Here is an 18451-nt window from a genome sequence, read left to right as displayed (position 1 = left end):
CGACGATGATACAGATCAGTGCCCTGCCCGCGTTCACCGATAACTACATCTGGTTGTTACAGGATCACCGCACCCAGCGCTGCGCGGTGGTCGATCCGGGCGATGCCGCGCCCGTGCAGACGTGGCTCGACGCCCATCCGGACTGGGTGTTGAGCGATATCCTGATCACCCACCATCATCATGATCATGTCGGTGGCGTCGAACGCCTGAAGCAGGCCAGCGGCGCGACCGTTTATGGTCCGGCAAGCGAAACCATCCCGGCGCGGGATGTAGCCCTCAAGGACAATGACAGCGTCAGCGTGCTCGGCTGGGACTTCGATGTCTACGCGGTGCCTGGTCACACCTTGGGACATATTGCCTATTACCACCATGGTCTGCTGTTCTGCGGCGACACCCTGTTCGCTGCCGGTTGCGGCCGCTTGTTCGAAGGCACGCCGGAGCAAATGCACCACTCGCTCAGCCGCCTTGCCGCTTTACCGGAAGATACGCTGGTCTATTGCACCCATGAATACACCCTGAGCAATCTCAAGTTCGCCGCTGCGGTCGAACCGACCAACCCGGACATCGCCGCCCGTCTGGAAAAGGTCACCCTGCAACGGCAAAACGGCGTCATGACCCTTCCCTCGACCCTGGCCCTTGAAAAACTCACCAATCCGTTTTTGCGCACCACTGAAACATTAGTTACACAAAAAGTGGACGAACGGGCAGGCGCTCAAAACCGGGCGCCGAGTGAGGTTTTTGCTGCCCTGCGGGCATGGAAAGATACGTTCTAAGTGACTCCCTTGCTGGTACAAAAATTCTGAATGGTTGACCGCAAGGGGTGCGCTTTCTAGAATCGCCCGACATTTTTGCCCGGAACTTACTTCCAGCCAATGTCGTCATCCATACGTAAGTCCGTCAATTCAGACGCATTGACCCGCCTGGCGCAAGCCATGGCGGTGGCTGTGTCCGCCACGCTGGCGGGCTGTTCCAGCCATGCTCCGCAGACTGAAGCGACCCATACGCCGAACATCGCTGCGCGAGCCAAGCAGAAGCCGATCTGGCTGAACGAGAAGCCCAGCCCACAGGTTCCCCAGGACATCTGGGAACGCATGCGCCAGGGTTTCCAGCTGCAGGAAGGCCTGGGCGTGAACCCGCGTATCGAGCAACAGCGCCTGTGGTTCGCCAGCAATCCCTCTTTCCTCGAGAATGCCGGCGAACGCGGCAGCCTCTACATCCATTACATCGTCGAACGCCTCGAAGAACGCAACATGCCGCTGGAACTGGCCCTGCTGCCAGTGATTGAAAGCTCCTACAACCCGATGGCCTATTCCCGGGCCAACGCGGTGGGTCTCTGGCAATTCATTCCGTCTACCGGTCGTTATTTCAATCTGCGTCAGACCCGCTTCTACGATGGCCGTCGTGATATTACCGCCTCGACCACCGCTGCCATGGACTACCTGACCCGTCTGCACGATATGTTCAACGGTGACTGGCTGCTGGCCCTGGCGGCCTACAACGCCGGTGAAGGCACGGTCAGCCGCGCGATCGAGCGTAACGAAAGGCTCGGCCTGCCAACCGACTACTGGAACCTGCCGCTGCCAGCGGAAACCCAGGCCTACGTGCCAAAGTTGCTGGCCCTGTCGCAAGTGGTCCTGGCGCCGGAAGCCTACGGCGTGAACCTCAACCCGATCGCCAACGAACCGTACTTCCAGGTCGTCGAAATCAACCAGCGCATGGACCTGTCCAAGGTCGCTGCGGTTGCCAACATCGATGAAGACGAACTGTTCCAGCTCAACCCGGCGTTCAAACAGCGCACCACCATCGACGGCCCTCAGCATTTGCTGGTGCCGACGTCCAAGGCGCAACTGCTGACCGCCAGCCTGCAAACCATGCGGCCTGACGAGCTGATCAGCCCACGCTCGCTGAAACCGGTGTTCGACGGTGCCGATCCAAGCGAAGTGGCGCAGCTTAAACGCGCTTACCGCGTGAAGCGTGGCGACAACCTCGGCTCCATCGCCAAGGCCAACAAGGTCGAAGTGAAGGATCTGCAACGCTGGAACAAATTGAGCGGCAAAAACCTCAAGGTCGGCCAGACGCTGGTAATGCAGGACACCACCAAGCGCAGCCCTTCGCGCAAAAGTGGCCGGGTCAACACCGTGATCGCCGCCAACAGCAAGACCAAGGGCAAGGCTGACAGCGCGCAGCAGACCCAGTACAAGGTCAAGCGCGGCGACACGCTGTATGTGGTGGCCAAGCGTTTCAACGTTGAGATGCAACATCTCAAGCGCTGGAATCCGGGTGCGGGTAAAGCACTGAAGCCGGGGCAGATGCTCACGGTTTATCAGCCGCATTGACAGAAGAGCCCCTGAATTTCAGGGGCTTTTTGTTTTGGGGGGGAGCGGGCTTGCTCGCGAATGCGCTGTATCAGTCATCTACATATACGGCTGACAGACCGCATTCGCGAGCAAGCCCGCTCCCACCAAAAGCAAATGCGATCGAAGCCGATTAACCGCGCATTAACCCGCATCTTTTTCCTGTCCAGACAAGCTGTTACTGTACGGCCCACAAAGCCCAAGCCGCCTGGATCGGATCTGACTTGAAGCGTCCCCTCCTCCTGCTCCTGATCAGCCTGGCCTTGAGCTCAACTGCAAGCGCGACGATTACCGAAAGTCACGGTTATGCGCAGTTCGGCACGCTCAAGTACCCGGCCAGATTTACCCACTTCGACTGGGTCAACCCGCAAGCGCCCAAGGGCGGTACGTTGCGGGTGATGGCGTTTGGCACCTTCGATACGGTCAACCCTTACACCTTCAAGGGCACCAGCCCGGTGACCACGGCGAATTTCCTTCAGTACGGCATCAACGAGTTGAACGAACCGCTGATGGTCGGCACCGGCCAATACTCGCCGTCCGGCGATGAACCGGCCTCCAGTTACGGCTTGATCGCGCAATCAGTGGAGTACAGCGAAGATCGCAGCTGGGTGGTGTTCAATCTGCGCCCCGAAGCGCGCTTTCACGACGGTACGCCGATCACCGCCTACGACGTCGCGTTCTCCTATCGAACGCTGCTCAAGGACGGTCATCCGCTGTATCGCACGGCGCTTCAGGAAGTGTTGCGGGTCGACATCCTCAACAAGCAGCGCATCCGTTTTGTCCTCAAGCGCTCGGGCAATCCGCTGTTGATCCTGCGCCTGGGTGAGCTGCCGGTGCTGCCGCAGCACTACTGGAAGGATCGCGACTTCAAGGCCACCACCTTCGAACCGCCGCTGGGCAGCGGGCCGTATCGCATCACCTCGGTGACGCCGGGGCGCCAGTTGATCTTTGAACGGGTCAAGGACTACTGGGGCAAGGAGCTGCCGGTCAATCGCGGCAAGTACAACTTCGATCGCATGGAGGTCGAGTTCTACCGCGACAGCGACGTGGCGTTCGAAGCGTTCAAGGCCGGCGAGTTCGACATCTACATCGAGCATCAGGCGAAGAACTGGGCCAATGGCTACAACTTCCCGGCCGTGCGCCGTGGCGACGTGATCAAGGCGCAGATCGCGCATCAGATCCCGACCCAGAGTCAGGGCCTGTTCATGAACACCCGCCGCGCCACCTTCTCGGACGTGAAGACCCGTGAAGCGCTAGGCCTGATGTTCGATTTCGAGTGGACCAACCGAGCCTTGTTCAGCGACGCCTACAAACGCACCACCAGTTACTACCCGAACAGTGAATTCAGCGCCAGCGGCCTGCCGGTCGGCCATGAATGGCTGATGCTCAAGCCGTACAAGGAGCAACTGCCGGCCAAGCTGTTCACCGAGCCGTTTACCCTGCCGCAGACCGATGGCCGCGGCGTCCCGCGAGAAACCATGCGCAAGTCCTTGGCCCTGCTCGCCGAAGCCGGCTGGAAGCTCAATGGCCAGCGCCTGCAAAACGCCAATGGCCAGCCGCTGCGTTTCGAGCTGCTGCTGGTCAACCCGAACCTGGAGCGCATCCTCCAGCCGTACATCGAGAACCTCAACAGCATCGGCATCGACGCACGCCTGCGCACGGTGGATCGCGCCCAGTACAAACAACGTCTGGACCAGTTCGATTTCGACATGATCCTGATGACGCTCAGCCAGACCCTCAGTCCGGGCCTTGAACAGTGGCAGTACTTCCATTCCAGTCAGGTCGGGGTCAAGGGCAGCAAGAATTACGCAGGCATCGCCAACCCGGTGGTCGATCATCTGCTCGAACAACTGCTCGCCGCGCAAACCCGCGATGAACAGGTCGCCGCCGGCAAGGCACTCGATCGCGTGTTGCTCTGGCAGCACTACAGCATTCCCAACTGGTACCTCAATTATCACCGTCTGGCCTACCGCAACCGGTTGGCCTTCGTCACCACGCCGCCCTACACCCTGGGCCTGAGCGCGTGGTGGTTGAAGTCTTCGGAGAAAGATCAATGAAGCTTATTCGCGCCCTGCTCGTGCAGGCCAGCGGCATGCTGTTCGCCGGGCTGGCCTTGGCCGCCCCGCAACACGCCGTGACCCTATACAACGAGCCGCCGAAATACCCGGCCGATTTCAAGCATTTCGACTACGTTAACCCCGATGCGCCCAAGGGCGGGATCTTCCGTCAGGCCGGGTTTGGCGGCTTCGACAGCCTCAACCCGTTCATCAGCAAAGGCGTGCCCGCCGATGACATCGGCCAGATCTACGACACCCTGACCAAGCACAGCCTTGACGAGCCGTTCACCGAATACGGGCTGATCGCCGGCAAGATCGAAAAAGCCCCGGACAACAGTTGGGTGCGGTTTTATCTGCGCCCCGAAGCACGCTTCAACGATGGTCACCCGGTGCGCGCCGACGATGTGGTGTTCAGCTTCCAGACCCTGACCAAGGAAGGCTCGCCGCTGTATCGCGGCTACTACAACGACGTTGCCGAAGTCATCGCTGAAGATCCGCTCAAGGTGCTGTTCAAGTTCAAGCACACCAACAACCGCGAGCTGCCGCTGATCCTCGGTCAGTTGCCAGTGCTGCCGAAACACTGGTGGGTTGATCGTGACTTCAGCAAAGGCAACCTGGAGATTCCGCTGGGCAGCGGCCCCTACAAAGTCGCCGAAGTGAAGGCCGGCCGCTCGGTACGCTACGAGCGGGTCAAGGACTACTGGGGCAAGGATCTACCGGTCAATCGTGGCTTCTACAACTTCGACACGATGACCACCGATTATTACCGCGACAACACGGTCGCACTGGAAGCGCTCAAGGCCGGCCAGTTCGATTACTGGCTGGAGATGACCGCGAAGAATTGGGCCAACGCCTACAACGTTCCAGCGGTCACCGAGGGGCGCCTGATCAAGGAGCAGATCACCAACGGCAACCCGACCGGCATGCAGGGGTTCGTCTTCAACCTGCGCCGCCCGGTATTTCAGGATGTGCGAGTGCGTCAGGCGCTGGGCCTGTTGTTCGATTTCGAATGGACCAACAAGCAGTTGTTCAACGGCGCTTACATACGCACGCGCAGCTATTTCGAAAACTCGGAAATGGCCGCCACCGGTCTGCCCGACGCGGAACAGGTGGCGATCCTCGATCCGTTCCGCAGCAAACTGCCAGCGCAGGTGTTCAGCGAAGCCTTCGAGAATCCGAAAACCGACGCCAGCGGCATGATCCGTACCCAGCAACGTGAGGCCTACCAACTGCTGCAAGAGGCTGGCTGGAAGATCGTCGACGACAAAATGGTCGACGCCACGGGCAAACCGGTGGTCATCGAGTTTCTGCTGACGCAGACCGATTTCGAACGCGTGCTGTTGCCGCTCAAGCGCAATCTCAGCGACCTCGGCATCGATCTGGTCATCCGCCGTGTCGATGTCTCGCAGTACATCAATCGCGTGCGTTCGCGGGACTTCGACATGATCGTTGGCAGTTTCCCGCAGTCCAATTCACCAGGTAACGAACAGCGCGAATTCTGGATGAGTGCCGCGGCCGACAGGCCCAGCAGCCGCAACACCATGGGCCTGAAAGATCCGATCGTCGATCAACTGGTCGAAAAGCTGATCAACGCCGATACGCGCAAAACGCTCGTCGCCCATGCCCGCGCGCTGGATCGCGTGTTGCAATGGGGTTATTACGTGATCCCCAACTGGCACATCAAAACCTGGCGCGTGGCCTACTGGAACCACATCGGTCATCCGAAAGTCTCGCCCAAGTACGACATCGGCACGAACACCTGGTGGGTCAAGCCCGATGCGAAACCGGCGATAGAAGTCGAAACCAAACTGCAAGCCGACCCTGCGGGCACGGAGTAATCAGATGCTGGCGTATATTTTTCGGCGACTGCTGCTGATCATCCCGACCCTGTTTGGCATTTTGCTGATCAACTTCGTGATCATCCAGGCTGCGCCCGGCGGCCCGGTGGAGCAGATGATCGCCAAGCTCGAAGGCTTCGAAGGCGCCACCAGCCGCATCGCTGGCGGCGGTGCCGAGGTGTCGGTGGCAGGCTCCTCCTATCGTGGTGCACAGGGCCTCGACCCGGCGCTGATCAAGGAAATCGAGCACATGTACGGCTTCGATAAATCGGCCCCGGAACGTTTGTGGATCATGGTCAAGAACTATGCCTCGCTGGACTTCGGCGACAGCTTCTTCCGCGATGCCAAGGTCATCGAGCTGATCAAGGAAAAGATGCCGGTGTCGATTTCGTTGGGCCTGTGGAGCACGCTGATCATGTACCTGGTATCGATCCCGCTGGGAATCGCCAAGGCTACGCGACACGGCAGCCATTTCGACGTCTGGACCAGTTCGGCGATCATCGTCGGCTACGCGATCCCGGCGTTTCTCTTTGCGATTCTGCTGATCGTGGTGTTTGCCGGCGGCAGTTATCTGGACTGGTTCCCTTTGCGCGGGCTGACCTCGAACAACTTTGATGAGCTGAGCCTGGGCGGCAAGATCCTCGATTACTTCTGGCACCTGGCGCTGCCGGTGACAGCATTGGTGATCGGCAATTTCGCGACGATGACCCTGTTGACCAAAAACAGCTTCCTCGACGAGATCAACAAGCAGTACGTGGTCACCGCCAAGGCCAAGGGGCTGACCCGGCATCGCGTGCTCTACGGTCATGTCTTCCGCAACGCCATGCTGCTGGTGATCGCCGGTTTTCCGTCGGCATTCATCGGTATCTTCTTCACCGGCTCGTTGTTGGTCGAGGTGATCTTCTCGCTCGACGGCCTCGGTCTGATGAGTTTCGAAGCAGCGATCAACCGCGATTACCCGGTGGTGTTCGGCACCCTGTTCATCTTCACCCTGCTCGGGCTGGTGGTGAAACTGATCGGTGACCTCACCTACACCCTGGTCGATCCGCGTATCGACTTCGAAAGCCGGGAGCATTGAGATGAACCTGTCCCCTCTCAACCGCCGCCGCTTCGAACTGTTCAAGGCCAACAAGCGCGGCTGGTGGTCGCTGTGGCTGTTTCTGATCCTGTTCGGGCTAAGCCTGGGCGCCGAATTGATCGCCAACGACAAGCCGCTGGTGGTGCATTACGACAACAACTGGTACTTCCCGGCGGTCAAGCGCTACCCGGAAACCGCGTTCGGCGGCGAATTCCCGCTGGAAGCCAACTACAAGAGCCCGTACATCCGCGAACTGCTCAAGGCCAAGGATGCCTGGGTGCTGTGGGCGCCGATTCCCTATAGCTATCAAAGCATCAACTACGACCTGAAAGTCCCGGCCCCGGCCCCGCCCTCGGCGGACAACCTGCTGGGCACTGACGATCAGGGCCGCGATGTGCTGGCACGGGTGATTTACGGCTTCCGCATTTCCGTGCTGTTTGCCCTGACGCTGACCGTGTTGAGTTCGATCATCGGCGTGATTGCCGGGGCCTTGCAGGGCTTTTATGGCGGCTGGGTCGATCTGGCCGGGCAGCGCTTTCTGGAGATCTGGTCAGGTCTGCCGGTCCTCTATCTACTGATCATCCTCGCCAGTTTCGTCCAGCCAAATTTCTGGTGGCTGCTAGGGATCATGCTGCTGTTCTCGTGGATGAGCCTGGTGGATGTGGTGCGCGCCGAGTTCCTGCGTGGGCGCAACCTCGAATACGTGCGCGCGGCAAGAGCGCTGGGCATGCAGAACGGCGCGATCATGTTCCGCCACATCCTGCCCAACGCGATGGTCTCGACCATGACGTTCATGCCGTTCATTCTCACGGGCGCCATCGGCACCCTCACCGCACTGGACTTCCTCGGTTTCGGCTTGCCGGCCGGCAGTCCGTCGCTGGGTGAGTTGGTCGCGCAGGGTAAATCCAACCTGCAAGCGCCATGGCTGGGCATGAGTGCCTTCGCCGTGCTGGCGTTGATGTTGAGTTTGCTGGTGTTTATCGGCGAGTCCGCTCGCGATGCCTTCGACCCGAGGAAGTGAAATGAATCAGGACAATCTGATCGAAGTGCGCGACCTCGCCGTCGAATTCGGCTTTGGCGAGCGCATACACCGGGTGGTCGAAGGCGTCAGCTTCGATATCAAACGCGGCGAGACCTTGGCATTGGTCGGCGAATCCGGTTCGGGAAAATCGGTGACGGCGCACTCGATTCTGCGCTTGCTGCCCTACCCGCTCGCCCGGCATCCGGCTGGCAGCATCAACTATTCCGGGCAAAATCTGCTGGGCCTGAGCGAAAAGACCATTCGCCACATCCGTGGCAACCGTATCGCGATGATCTTTCAGGAGCCGATGACCTCGCTCAATCCGCTGCACTCGATCGAAAAGCAGATCAACGAGATCCTCGGCATCCACAAGGGCCTGACCGGCAAAGTCGCGACCAGACGCACCCTGGAGCTGCTGGAGATGGTCGGCATCCCTGAACCGCACAAGCGCCTCAAGGCCCTGCCCCACGAATTGTCCGGTGGTCAGCGTCAGCGGGTGATGATCGCCATGGCCCTGGCCAACGAGCCGGAACTGCTGATTGCCGACGAACCGACCACCGCGCTGGACGTGACCGTTCAGCTGAAAATCCTCGATTTGCTCAAGGAACTTCAGGCCAGATTGGGCATGTCGTTGCTACTGATCAGTCACGATTTGAACCTGGTGCGAAGAATTGCGCATCGTGTATGTGTCATGCAGCGCGGTTGCATCGTCGAACAGGCATCGTGCGCAGAGCTGTTCCGTTCGCCGCAGCATCCGTACACTCGGGAATTGCTCGGCGCGGAGCCCAGCGGAGGCCCGGCGACCAATAAAATCGGCGCGCCGCTGCTTGAGGTCGAGGACCTGAAAGTCTGGTTCCCGATCAAGAAAGGCCTGCTCAAACGCACGGTGGATTACGTCAAGGCAGTGGACGGCATCAATTTCAGCCTGCCGCAGGGTCAAACCCTGGGGATCGTGGGGGAAAGCGGTTCCGGCAAATCCACGCTGGGTCTGGCGATTTTGCGGCTGATCGGCAGCAAAGGCGCCATCCGCTTTGAAGGCAAGCAGCTAGACTGCCTGACGCAGAACGAGATTCGCCCGTTGCGTCGAGAGATGCAGGTGGTGTTTCAGGACCCGTTTGGCAGCCTGAGCCCGCGCATGTGCGTGAGCGACATCGTCGGCGAAGGCCTGCGGATTCACAAGATGGGCACCGCTGAGGAACAAGAGGCAGCGATTATTGCGGCATTGAAGGAGGTAGGTCTGGATCCGGAAACCCGGCACCGCTACCCCCACGAATTTTCCGGTGGGCAACGGCAACGAATCGCCATTGCCCGGGCTTTGGTGCTCAAACCGGCGCTGATCCTTCTGGACGAGCCGACTTCGGCCCTCGACCGGACGGTGCAGCGGCAAGTGGTGGAGCTGTTGCGTTCACTGCAAGCCAAGTACAACCTGACGTATTTGTTCATCAGCCATGACCTGGCTGTCGTCAAAGCGCTGAGCCACCAGCTGATGGTGGTCAAGCATGGCCAAGTGGTCGAACAGGGAGAGGCGCAAGCAATCTTTGCCGCTCCCCAACATCCGTATACACAGCAGTTGCTGGAAGCCGCTTTTTTGGCACCAGCCACTGCGCAATAACCTGAAAGAGGAGCAACACATGGGTTTTCTCGCCGGTAAGCGCGTACTGATCGTCGGTGTCGCCAGCAAGCTGTCCATCGCATCCGGCATCGCTGCCGCCATGCATCGCGAGGGCGCTGAGCTTGCCTTCACTTATCAGAACGACAAACTCAAAGGTCGTGTTGAAGAATTCGCCCAGGGCTGGGGTTCGAGCCCTGAGCTGTGCTTCCCGTGCGACGTGGCCAGCGATGAAGAAATCGCCAAGGTCTTCGAAGCACTGAGCAAGAAGTGGGACGGCCTGGACTGCATCGTCCACTCCGTTGGTTTCGCCCCGGGCGACCAACTGGACGGCGACTTCACCGAAGCCACCACCCGTGACGGTTTCCGCATCGCTCACGACATCAGCGCCTACAGCTTCGTGGCCCTGGCCAAGGCTGGCCGCGAAATGATGAAAGGCCGCAATGGCAGCCTGCTGACCCTGTCGTACCTGGGCGCCGAGCGCACCATGCCTAACTACAACGTGATGGGCATGGCCAAGGCTTCGCTGGAAGCTGGCGTCCGTTACCTGGCCGGCTCCCTGGGCCCGGACGGCACCCGCGTCAACTGCGTATCGGCTGGCCCGATCCGCACCCTGGCAGCGTCGGGCATCAAGAACTTCCGCAAGATGCTGGTCGCCAACGAAGCGCAAACCCCGCTGCGCCGCAACGTCACCATCGACGAAGTCGGCAACGCCGGCGCCTTCCTGTGCTCCGACCTGGCGTCGGGCATCAGCGGTGAAATCATGTACGTCGACGGCGGCTTCAACACCACCGCCATGGGCAACATCGAAGAGTGATCTTCGCTTAGCCAATAAAAAACCCGCCTCTTCTGGCGGGTTTTTTTATGCCTGCGATATCTGCAACTCCGCGTATACCGTAAGCACCACCAAACCCTGTGGGAGCAGCTTGCCCGCGAAGGCATCGGCATAGCATGAGTCTTTATTGGCTGACACACTGCTTTCGCTGGCAAGCCAGCTCCCACAAGGTTCTGCGGTGAACGGCAAAATTGAGTACAGCCAGGATACCTGTGGGAGCGGGCTTGCCCGCGAAGGCGTCGGCATAGCATGAGTCTTTATTGGCTGACACACTGCTTTCGCTGGCAAGCCAGCTCCCACAAGGTTCTGCGGTGAACGGCGAAACTGAGTACAGCCAGGATACCTGTGGGAGCGGGCTTGCCCGCGAAGGCGTCGGCATAGCATGAGTCTTTATTGGCTGACACACCGCTTTCGCTGGCAAGCCAGCTCCCACAAGGTTCTGCGGTGAACGGCAAAATTGAGTACAGCCAGGATACCTGTGGGAGCGGGCTTGCCCGCGAAGGCGTCGGCATAGCATGAGTCTTTATTGGCTGACACACTGCTTTCGCTGGCAAGCCAGCTCCCACAAGGTTCTGCGGTGAACGGCAAAATTGAGTACAGCCAGGATACCTGTGGGAGCGGGCTTGCCCGCGAAGGCGTCGGCATAGCATGAGTCTTTATTGGCTGACACACTGCTTTCGCTGGCAAGCCAGCTCCCACAAGGTTCTGCGGTGAACGGCAAAATTGAGTACAGCCAGGATACCTGTGGGAGCGGGCTTGCCCGCGAAGGCGTCGGCATAGCATGAGTCTTTATTGGCTGACACACCGCTTTCGCTAGCAAGCCAGCTCCCACAAGGTTCTGCGGTGAACGGCAAAATTGAGTACAGCCAGGATACCTGTGGGAGCGGGCTTGCCCGCGAAGGCGTCGGCATAGCATGAGTCTTTATTGGCTGACACACTGCTTTCGCTGGCAAGCCAGCTCCCACAAGGTTCTGCGGTGAACGGCAAAATTGAGTACAGCCAGGATACCTGTGGGAGCGGGCTTGCCCGCGAAGGCGTCGGCATAGCATGAGTCTTTATTGGCTGACACACTGCTTTCGCTGGCAAGCCAGCTCCCACAAGGTTCTGCGGTGAACGGCAAAATTGAGTACAGCCAGGATACCTGTGGGAGCGGGCTTGCGCGCTAAGGCATCGGCATAGCATGAGTATTTATTGACTGACACAGCGCTTTCGCAGGCAAGCTCCCACAAGGTTCTGCGGTGAACGGCGAAACTGAGTACAGCCAGGATACCTGTGGGAGCGGGCTTGCCCGCGAAGGCGTCGGCATAGCATGAGTATTTATTGACTGACACAGCGCTTTCGCTGGCAAGCTCCCACAAGGTTCTGCGGTGAACGGCGAAACTGAGTACAGCCAAGATACCTGTGGGAGCGGGCTTGCCCGCGAAGAGGCCAGCATTAACTGCGCTTTAGGGCCTGCTTGTGCACATACATCGCGCTATCGGCATCTGCCAGCAATTGATCCACCGTTTCATGGCGCTTCGATTCGTATTCGATCTGGCCGACGCTGAAGCGGATGGCATATCCGCGGTGCAACGTGGCGTTGCGCTCTTCGAGGATGTCCCTGAGCCGCGCCATGATCGCCGTGGTCTCGATATGACTCGAACCGGTCAGCAACGCGACGAATTCATCGCCGCCCAAGCGCCCGACCACGTCGCTTTCGCGAAAGGCAATGCGCAGCACATCAGCGAAGGTCTTCAATGCACCGTCGCCCTCGGCATGGCCATAGAGATCGTTGATCTGTTTGAAATCATTGAGGTCGAAAAACAGCAGTGTCGCCGGCCGGTTCAACCGGGCGCAGGCGTCCAGCGCATGCTGAGCCAATTGCTTGAAGCCGCGACGGTTGGACAACAGCGTCAGCTCGTCCATGCTCGCCATTTGCACCGCTGTCAGCTCTTGCTCGGCCATTTCCGCCAGGTCACGCAGCAGCGCGCGCTCTTCGTCATCGAGCTCACGGGGTTTGGTGTCGATCAGGCACAGCGTGCCCATTTTGTTGCCATTGGGCACGGTCAGCGGGTAACCGGCATAGAAGCGAATGTGTGGCTCGCCGGTTACCAGAGGATTGTCGTGAAAGCGTTCGTCCTCGCGGGCGTCGGGCACCAGCAACAAATCGTTCTTGAGAATCGCGTGGCCGCAGAACGACACGTCCCGCGAGGTTTCAGTGACATCCAGGCCGACACAAGACTTGAACCACTGGCGATCCTTGTCCACCAGCGTCACCAGGGCGATCGGCACATTGAACAGGCGCTTGGCCAGCCGCGTGAGTCGGTCGAAACGCTCCTCGGGCGCCGAGTCGAGAAGGTTGAGACCGTGCAGCACCTGAATGCGCGCCGCTTCGTTGGCAGGTTTTCCGGGAACCAGCATCACACACTCCATTGGCATCAATGGCCCTTAGAGTAGCCCCAATTGAGCGATGCCTCACGCCTATCAACCACCCGCCGTCGGGCACGGCCCGCCAGCATCGGCCCAGAGCTTGAACTGGTTCACGAATAGATCGTGGGGCACCGGCACCGGTGCGCGCCCTGTGCCGGGGTTCCAGCCCCAGAGCACCAGTTTGTCCTCGCTGACATGCTTGATCAGCGCGGCGAAATCGCGGTCGCCATTGCTAGAACGGTCCTTGATCATTGCGCAGAGCTTGTCCGCTGGCAGGCCGATCCAGGCCATTTTGTGCGCGGCGGGCGGCAGGCTCCAGTGCGGCGCACCCGGTGGCGCATGGAGGCCGTAACTGGCCGGCGGATTGCTTTGGGCATGACACGTTGCGCACGGCAAACCGGCGGCGCCTTTGCCGTCCATGCCGCGCACCACGTTCATCGCATGGGGAATGCCGGCGTCGAATTGCAGCGGCGAATCCCCGGGAATGTGGCAGTTCTGGCAGCGCGGGCTCTGAAAGACTTTTTGAATCGTACCGAAGGCCTTCAAGGCCTCCTGATCATCGGCGAACAAGTCCGAGGCGTAGCCGCCCAGCCCCACCAGCACCAGCGCACCCAACAGCAGATGTCGTTTCATCTCACACCCCCGACAGTTGCAGCGGCAGTTCACGCAAGCGTTGCCCGGTCAGGGCAAACAACGCATTGGCCACCGCCGGCGCGGTCGGCGGCACACCGGCCTCGCCGATGCCGCCGGGTTTCTCGCTGCTGGGCACGATATGCACCTCGACCACCGGCATTTCGTTGAGCCGCAGCACCTGATAATCGTGATAGTTGGACTGCACCACCGCGCCGTTCTTCAGCGTCAGTTTGTTATGCAGCGCCATGCCCAGGCCGAAGGTGATGCACGATTCCATCTGCGCGGCGATGCTCTGCGGGTTGACCGCAATCCCACAGTCAACCGCACACACCACGCGATGCACACGAATCGCCAGATTGTCCTGCGAGACCTCCGCCACCTGCGCCACATAGCTGCCGAACGACTCGTGTACCGCCACGCCCAAGGCATGGCCGGCGGGCAACGGCGCTGTCCAGTTGGCCTTCTCCACCGCCAGATTGAGCACGCCGAGATGCCGCGGATGCGCCTTGAGCAGCGTGCGGCGGTACTCGAGCGGGCCCTTGCCGGCCGCCGTGGCCAGCTCATCGATCAGCGATTCCATGACAAACGCGGTATGGGTGTGCCCCACTGAGCGCATCCACAACACATTGATGCCGGTCTGCGGCGAGTGCAGTTCGACCTGATGATGGGCCACGTCTTTGACGTAAGGGCTGTCTGCAACGCCCTCGACCGAGGTTGGGTCGATACCGTTCTTGACCATGGTCGCCTCCATCAGCGTACCGGTCATGATCGACTGGCCGACCAGCACATGCTGCCACGACAGCGGCAGCCCATCGGCGCCAAGGCCGACACGCGCCTGATGCAAAAACATCGAACGGTAGTAACCGCCACGAATGTCATCCTCCCGCGACCACACGGTTTTCACCGGCATGCCTGCCGCTTTCGCCACTTGCACCGCTTCGGCGACAAAGTCCGAGGTCGGATTGGCCCGCCGACCAAAGCCGCCGCCGAGGAACTCGGTGTGGATTTCCACCTGTTCGGGTTTCAGTCCGGTGATTTTGCCGGCAACCATCTGATCCAGTGTCTGAAACTGCGTGCCCGTCCAGATCTCACATTTCTCGGCACTGATTTTCACCGTGCAGTTGAGCGGTTCCATCGGCGCGTGCGCCAGATACGGCACGCTGTATTCGACGTCGATTTTCTTCGCCGCTTTATCAAAATTGCCCTTGGCGTCCCCGGCCTGGCTGGCCGAAGTGCCCGGCGTGGCAGCCAGTTTGCGAAAACTTTCCAGCAGTTTTTCGCTGCTCAGATCCGCGTTAGGCCCCAGGTCCCAATCGACTTTCAGCGCATCGCGACCCAGTTTCGCCGCCCAGTAATGGTCAGCGATCACTGCCACTCCCGTCGGCACCTGCAGCACCTTATGCACGCCCGGCACCGCCAGCGCTTCGGCGCCTTCGAAGGATTTGACCGTGGCACCGAATGCTGGCGCGCGGGCGACCATAGCGGTCATCAAACCCTCGAATTGCACATCCATACCGAACTTGGCGCGACCGGTGATTTTCTCCGGGGTGTCCAGACGCTTGGTCGGTTTGCCGATGACTTTCCAGTCCTTGGCTTCTTTGAACGTGATGGATTTTGGGTCCGGTACCGGCAGTTGCCCGGCGGCGTCCGCCAGTTCGCCGTAAGTCGCGCGTTTATCGCCAGCGATCACCACACCCGACTCGGTGCGAATCGCCGAAGGCGCCACCTCAAAACGTTTGGCCGCCGCTTCAACCAGCATCTGCCGCGCCGTAGCGCCGGCCAATCGATAGCGGTCGAACTCCATCCAGGTCGAGGTCGAGCCGCCGGTAATCTGCATGCCGCCAAACGCCGGCATGCCGTAATCGGCCGCGGAGGCCGGCGAGTGTTCGACGCGGATTGTCGACCAGTCGGCGTCCAGTTCCTCGGCAATCAGCATGGTCAGGCCGGTCCAGATGCCCTGCCCCATTTCCGAATGGCCGAGCAACACGGTAACGCTGTTGTCGGCGGCAATGCGCAGGAAAGCATTTGGCGCGAAGACCTTACCCTCATTCTCCGCCGCCAACGCAAAACGATGGGCGCCGGGTACGACAAACGCCACCACCAGACCGCCGCCCAACATGGCGCTGCCCTTGAGAAAACCCCGACGCGATACGGGACTGTTCATGGTCTGTCTCCCCGCCAGGCTCAACCGATCTCGGCCGCACGTTTGACCGCGGCACGAATTCTTGGGTAGGTGCCGCAGCGGCAAATATTGCCGGAGAGCGCCTGATCGATATCGCTGTCGGTGGGTTGGGGGATTTTCGCCAGCAACGCGGCAGCGGACATGATCTGCCCGGACTGGCAGTAACCGCACTGCACCACATCGAGTTCGGCCCAGGCCTGCTGCACCGGGTGCGAGCCATCCGTAGACAAACCTTCGATGGTGAGGATTTTTTGCCCATGGGCCACCGCTGTGGCCGGGGTGATGCAGGCGCGCAACGGCACACCGTCGACATGCACGGTACAGGCGCCGCACTGGGCCATGCCGCAACCGAATTTGGTACCGGTCAGGTGCGCGACATCGCGCAGGACCCAGAGCAACGGCATGTCCGCGGGGACATCGAGCTCCTGATCCTTGCCATTGATATTCAAGGTCAGCATCGGGGGACTTCCTCAGACTCACGGTGTTCTGAAGGGGCGTTGCTGCGGCAATGAATGCCTGCGCACGCCTGGGCTTATCCCATTGAGCTAAGCGCAATTTGCGCGCAAGGCCAGGTGTGGCGACCGCCGGTCATGCAGATGTCGACTTTAATCCTACAGTTGATAACGGCTCTCACCCGAGCGCGCGCGCGGGCACGCTCGTCATGCAAACCGATCCTCCACATTGGTCAGGAGTAGCGAACATGGGATTTGTCACCAGCAAAGACGGCGTCGAGATTTTCTACAAGGACTGGGGGCCGAAAGACGCCCCGGTCATCCACTTTCACCACGGCTGGCCGCTGAGTTCGGACGATTGGGATGCGCAGATGCTGTTCTTTCTGGCGCAGGGCTTTCGGGTGATTGCCCATGATCGCCGTGGGCACGGGCGGTCGAGTCAGGTTTGGGAAGGGCACGACATGGATCACTACGCTGACGATGCCTTGGCGGTGGTCAATCATCTGGGTGTGAAAAACGTCGTGCATGTCGGTCACTCCACCGGGGGCGGCGAGGTCATCCACTACATCGCCCGCCATGGTCAGGACAACGTCGCCAAAGCCGTGCTGATCAGTGCCGTGCCGCCGCTGATGGTGCAGACCGAGAGCAATCCGGGTGGTTTGCCGAAATCGGTATTCGATGATTTTCAGGCGCAGCTGGCGACCAATCGGGCGCAGTTTTATCGGGATATTCCGAGCGGGCCTTTCTATGGCTACAACCGGCCGGGAGCCAAACCTTCGGAAGGGATCATTTCAAACTGGTGGCGCCAGGGCATGATCGGCGGCGCCAAGGCGCATTACGACGGCATCGTGGCGTTCTCGCAGACCGATTTCACCGAAGATCTGAAGAAGGTCACCGTGCCGGTGCTGGTGATGCATGGCGAGGACGATCAGATTGTGCCGTATGCGAACTCGGGGCCTTTATCGGCGAAACTGCTGCCAAACGGCACGTTGAAGTCGTATCCGGGGTTCCCGCATGGAATGCCGACGACTGAGGCGGAGACGATTAACGCGGATCTGCTGACCTTTATTCGCAACTGAGATCAGTGGCAGTCATGCACTTGACCCTGTGGGAGCGGGCTTGCTCGCGAATGCAATCTTTCAGTTGAACTTGAGCTGAATGACCCACCGCTTTCGCGAGCAGGCTCGCTCCCACAAGGGGGAAGTGATTGGGCTCACGTCCATTATTCCTCTGTGCGACTTGTACTCTCGCGATCACGCTCGTAGTGGTGAGCCAGTGGAAGCGCCGATAGCCACGACTCGCGGCGGATGGTCCAGAGTTCATAAGTGGGTTTGAACTGGTTCGGTTCATCGAGCGAACCCACGTTGACCTCAACTTCATCTGTCGACCGCGTGAACACGGGTGAACCGCAACGCGGGCAGAAAAACCGGCCGTTATAGTCGCGTGGGTTGCCGGTGACCTTCAGCGCTTGCTCAGGGAAAATTGCCGAGGTGTGGAACAGCGCGCCGTGGCGTTTGCGGCAGTCGAGGCAGTGGCAGATGCCGACGCGGTAGGGCTGGCCGGATACTTCGAAACGGACATCGCCGCATAGGCAACCGCCAGCCAATCGATCCATGGTGCACCTCCGCTAAGGCAGCCTGCCAGTGATCACAAATTTTCTGAAAACTTTTTGCCCATCACGCGCAGCTTGCCGAACATCAAGAAATGTCAGCTCTTCACGAACTGCTTTTTTGCAAGGTTCCTCGGTCTTTCCGCTGGTGGTCATCGTAGCCTCTGAATACTGACTGACTGGTTTGATGAAGCTCAGTGCAGCAAACAATAAAATTCTGCGTTCAGACGTGCAAGTCGGTGGACTCTGGAACAGTCGTAGGGCGTGGAGTACGAACCTGTAGTCCAGAAGGTGCCCTGGTTTTGGACTCTGACCATTCACCATTGTCCATGGGTAAACGTCATCCGGTTATCACGTTTAAAGTACACGAACCG

Annotated in this window: 14 protein-coding genes; 9 read left to right on the top strand and 5 right to left on the bottom strand. The window is 59.8% G+C overall.

The window, feature by feature from the left end; genetic code table 11:
* The first annotated feature begins 5 nt into the window (after nucleotides 1-5).
* The 8 genes from gloB (at nucleotide 6) to fabI (ending at nucleotide 10774) form a co-directional block, all read left to right on the top strand.
* The gene (gene gloB / locus ATI02_RS30355; protein ID WP_100848536.1) at nucleotides 6-773 is read left to right on the top strand and encodes a hydroxyacylglutathione hydrolase; all 768 of its coding nucleotides are present in this window, start codon (nucleotides 6-8) and stop codon (nucleotides 771-773) included.
* Nucleotides 774-872: 99 nt separating this feature from the next.
* Complete coding sequence (locus ATI02_RS30350) at nucleotides 873-2336, top strand: lytic transglycosylase domain-containing protein (RefSeq protein WP_100848222.1); 1464 nt, start codon at nucleotides 873-875, stop codon at nucleotides 2334-2336.
* 242 nt (nucleotides 2337-2578) lie between these two features.
* Entirely contained in the window at nucleotides 2579-4411 is a 1833-nt protein-coding gene (locus ATI02_RS30340; RefSeq protein WP_095190977.1) for an extracellular solute-binding protein, read from the top strand.
* On the top strand, nucleotides 4408-6249 hold the full coding sequence (locus ATI02_RS30335; RefSeq protein WP_100848220.1) for an extracellular solute-binding protein: 1842 nt from the start codon (nucleotides 4408-4410) through the stop codon (nucleotides 6247-6249). The genes ATI02_RS30340 and ATI02_RS30335 overlap by 4 nt, the downstream gene beginning before the upstream one ends.
* A 4-nt stretch (nucleotides 6250-6253) precedes the next feature.
* Nucleotides 6254-7327, top strand: coding sequence for a microcin C ABC transporter permease YejB (locus ATI02_RS30330; RefSeq protein ID WP_100848219.1), 1074 nt, complete (start codon nucleotides 6254-6256; stop codon nucleotides 7325-7327).
* A 1-nt stretch (nucleotide 7328) separates the two neighbouring features.
* Entirely contained in the window at nucleotides 7329-8348 is a 1020-nt protein-coding gene (locus tag ATI02_RS30325) for an ABC transporter permease (protein WP_100848218.1), read from the top strand.
* 1 nt (nucleotide 8349) lies between these two features.
* Nucleotides 8350-9960 (top strand): ABC transporter ATP-binding protein, encoded by a 1611-nt coding sequence (locus ATI02_RS30320; RefSeq protein WP_100848217.1) that lies wholly within the window; start codon nucleotides 8350-8352, stop codon nucleotides 9958-9960.
* Between the two features lie 19 nt (nucleotides 9961-9979).
* A complete protein-coding gene (gene fabI / locus ATI02_RS30315) occupies nucleotides 9980-10774 on the top strand; it encodes an enoyl-ACP reductase FabI (protein WP_100848216.1) in 795 nt (264 codons plus the stop codon).
* A 1452-nt stretch (nucleotides 10775-12226) separates the two neighbouring features.
* Here fabI and ATI02_RS30300 read toward each other — a convergent pair.
* The 4 genes from ATI02_RS30300 to ATI02_RS30285 all read right to left on the bottom strand — a co-directional run bounded on the left by ATI02_RS30300 (nucleotide 12227) and on the right by ATI02_RS30285 (nucleotide 16474).
* Nucleotides 12227-13192: a sensor domain-containing diguanylate cyclase gene (locus tag ATI02_RS30300; RefSeq protein ID WP_100848213.1), complete on the bottom strand. Its 966-nt coding sequence runs from the start codon at nucleotides 13190-13192 to the stop codon at nucleotides 12227-12229.
* A gap of 63 nt (nucleotides 13193-13255) precedes the next feature.
* The gene (locus ATI02_RS30295; protein WP_095190984.1) at nucleotides 13256-13834 is read right to left on the bottom strand and encodes a hypothetical protein; all 579 of its coding nucleotides are present in this window, start codon (nucleotides 13832-13834) and stop codon (nucleotides 13256-13258) included.
* Nucleotide 13835: 1 nt separating this feature from the next.
* Nucleotides 13836-15998: a xanthine dehydrogenase family protein molybdopterin-binding subunit gene (locus ATI02_RS30290; protein WP_095190985.1), complete on the bottom strand. Its 2163-nt coding sequence runs from the start codon at nucleotides 15996-15998 to the stop codon at nucleotides 13836-13838.
* 20 nt (nucleotides 15999-16018) lie between these two features.
* Nucleotides 16019-16474, bottom strand: a complete 456-nt coding sequence (locus ATI02_RS30285) for a (2Fe-2S)-binding protein (RefSeq protein WP_095190986.1) — start codon at nucleotides 16472-16474, stop codon at nucleotides 16019-16021.
* 242 nt (nucleotides 16475-16716) lie between these two features.
* On the opposite strand from ATI02_RS30285, the gene ATI02_RS30280 reads away from it, so the two are divergent.
* The gene (locus ATI02_RS30280; RefSeq protein ID WP_100848212.1) at nucleotides 16717-17547 is read left to right on the top strand and encodes an alpha/beta fold hydrolase; all 831 of its coding nucleotides are present in this window, start codon (nucleotides 16717-16719) and stop codon (nucleotides 17545-17547) included.
* A 143-nt stretch (nucleotides 17548-17690) separates the two neighbouring features.
* Here ATI02_RS30280 and ATI02_RS30275 read toward each other — a convergent pair whose 3' ends face one another.
* Nucleotides 17691-18083: a GFA family protein gene (locus ATI02_RS30275; RefSeq protein WP_095190988.1), complete on the bottom strand. Its 393-nt coding sequence runs from the start codon at nucleotides 18081-18083 to the stop codon at nucleotides 17691-17693.
* Nucleotides 18084-18451: the final 368 nt, after the last annotated feature.

The sequence above is a fragment of the Pseudomonas baetica genome, assembly GCF_002813455.1.
Taxonomy (GTDB): Bacteria; Pseudomonadota; Gammaproteobacteria; order Pseudomonadales; family Pseudomonadaceae; genus Aquipseudomonas; species Aquipseudomonas baetica.
Note: the sequence above shows the minus strand (reverse complement) of the source record. Positions and strands in the feature narration are given on the sequence as shown.

Excerpts from the sequence above, each read along its gene's own strand:
- ATI02_RS30275 (WP_095190988.1), bottom strand. The coding sequence starts at position 18,083 with ATGGATCGATTGGCTGGCGGTTGCCTATGCGGCGATGTCCGTTTCGAA.
- ATI02_RS30290 (WP_095190985.1), bottom strand. The coding sequence starts at position 15,998 with ATGAACAGTCCCGTATCGCGTCGGGGTTTTCTCAAGGGCAGCGCCATG.
- ATI02_RS30295 (WP_095190984.1), bottom strand. The coding sequence starts at position 13,834 with ATGAAACGACATCTGCTGTTGGGTGCGCTGGTGCTGGTGGGGCTGGGC.
- ATI02_RS30330 (WP_100848219.1), top strand. The coding sequence starts at position 6,254 with ATGCTGGCGTATATTTTTCGGCGACTGCTGCTGATCATCCCGACCCTG.
- fabI (WP_100848216.1), top strand. The coding sequence starts at position 9,980 with ATGGGTTTTCTCGCCGGTAAGCGCGTACTGATCGTCGGTGTCGCCAGC.
- ATI02_RS30325 (WP_100848218.1), top strand. The coding sequence starts at position 7,329 with ATGAACCTGTCCCCTCTCAACCGCCGCCGCTTCGAACTGTTCAAGGCC.
- ATI02_RS30320 (WP_100848217.1), top strand. The coding sequence starts at position 8,350 with ATGAATCAGGACAATCTGATCGAAGTGCGCGACCTCGCCGTCGAATTC.
- ATI02_RS30285 (WP_095190986.1), bottom strand. The coding sequence starts at position 16,474 with ATGCTGACCTTGAATATCAATGGCAAGGATCAGGAGCTCGATGTCCCC.
- ATI02_RS30280 (WP_100848212.1), top strand. The coding sequence starts at position 16,717 with ATGGGATTTGTCACCAGCAAAGACGGCGTCGAGATTTTCTACAAGGAC.
- ATI02_RS30300 (WP_100848213.1), bottom strand. The coding sequence starts at position 13,192 with ATGCTGGTTCCCGGAAAACCTGCCAACGAAGCGGCGCGCATTCAGGTG.
- gloB (WP_100848536.1), top strand. The coding sequence starts at position 6 with ATGATACAGATCAGTGCCCTGCCCGCGTTCACCGATAACTACATCTGG.
- ATI02_RS30335 (WP_100848220.1), top strand. The coding sequence starts at position 4,408 with ATGAAGCTTATTCGCGCCCTGCTCGTGCAGGCCAGCGGCATGCTGTTC.
- ATI02_RS30350 (WP_100848222.1), top strand. The coding sequence starts at position 873 with ATGTCGTCATCCATACGTAAGTCCGTCAATTCAGACGCATTGACCCGC.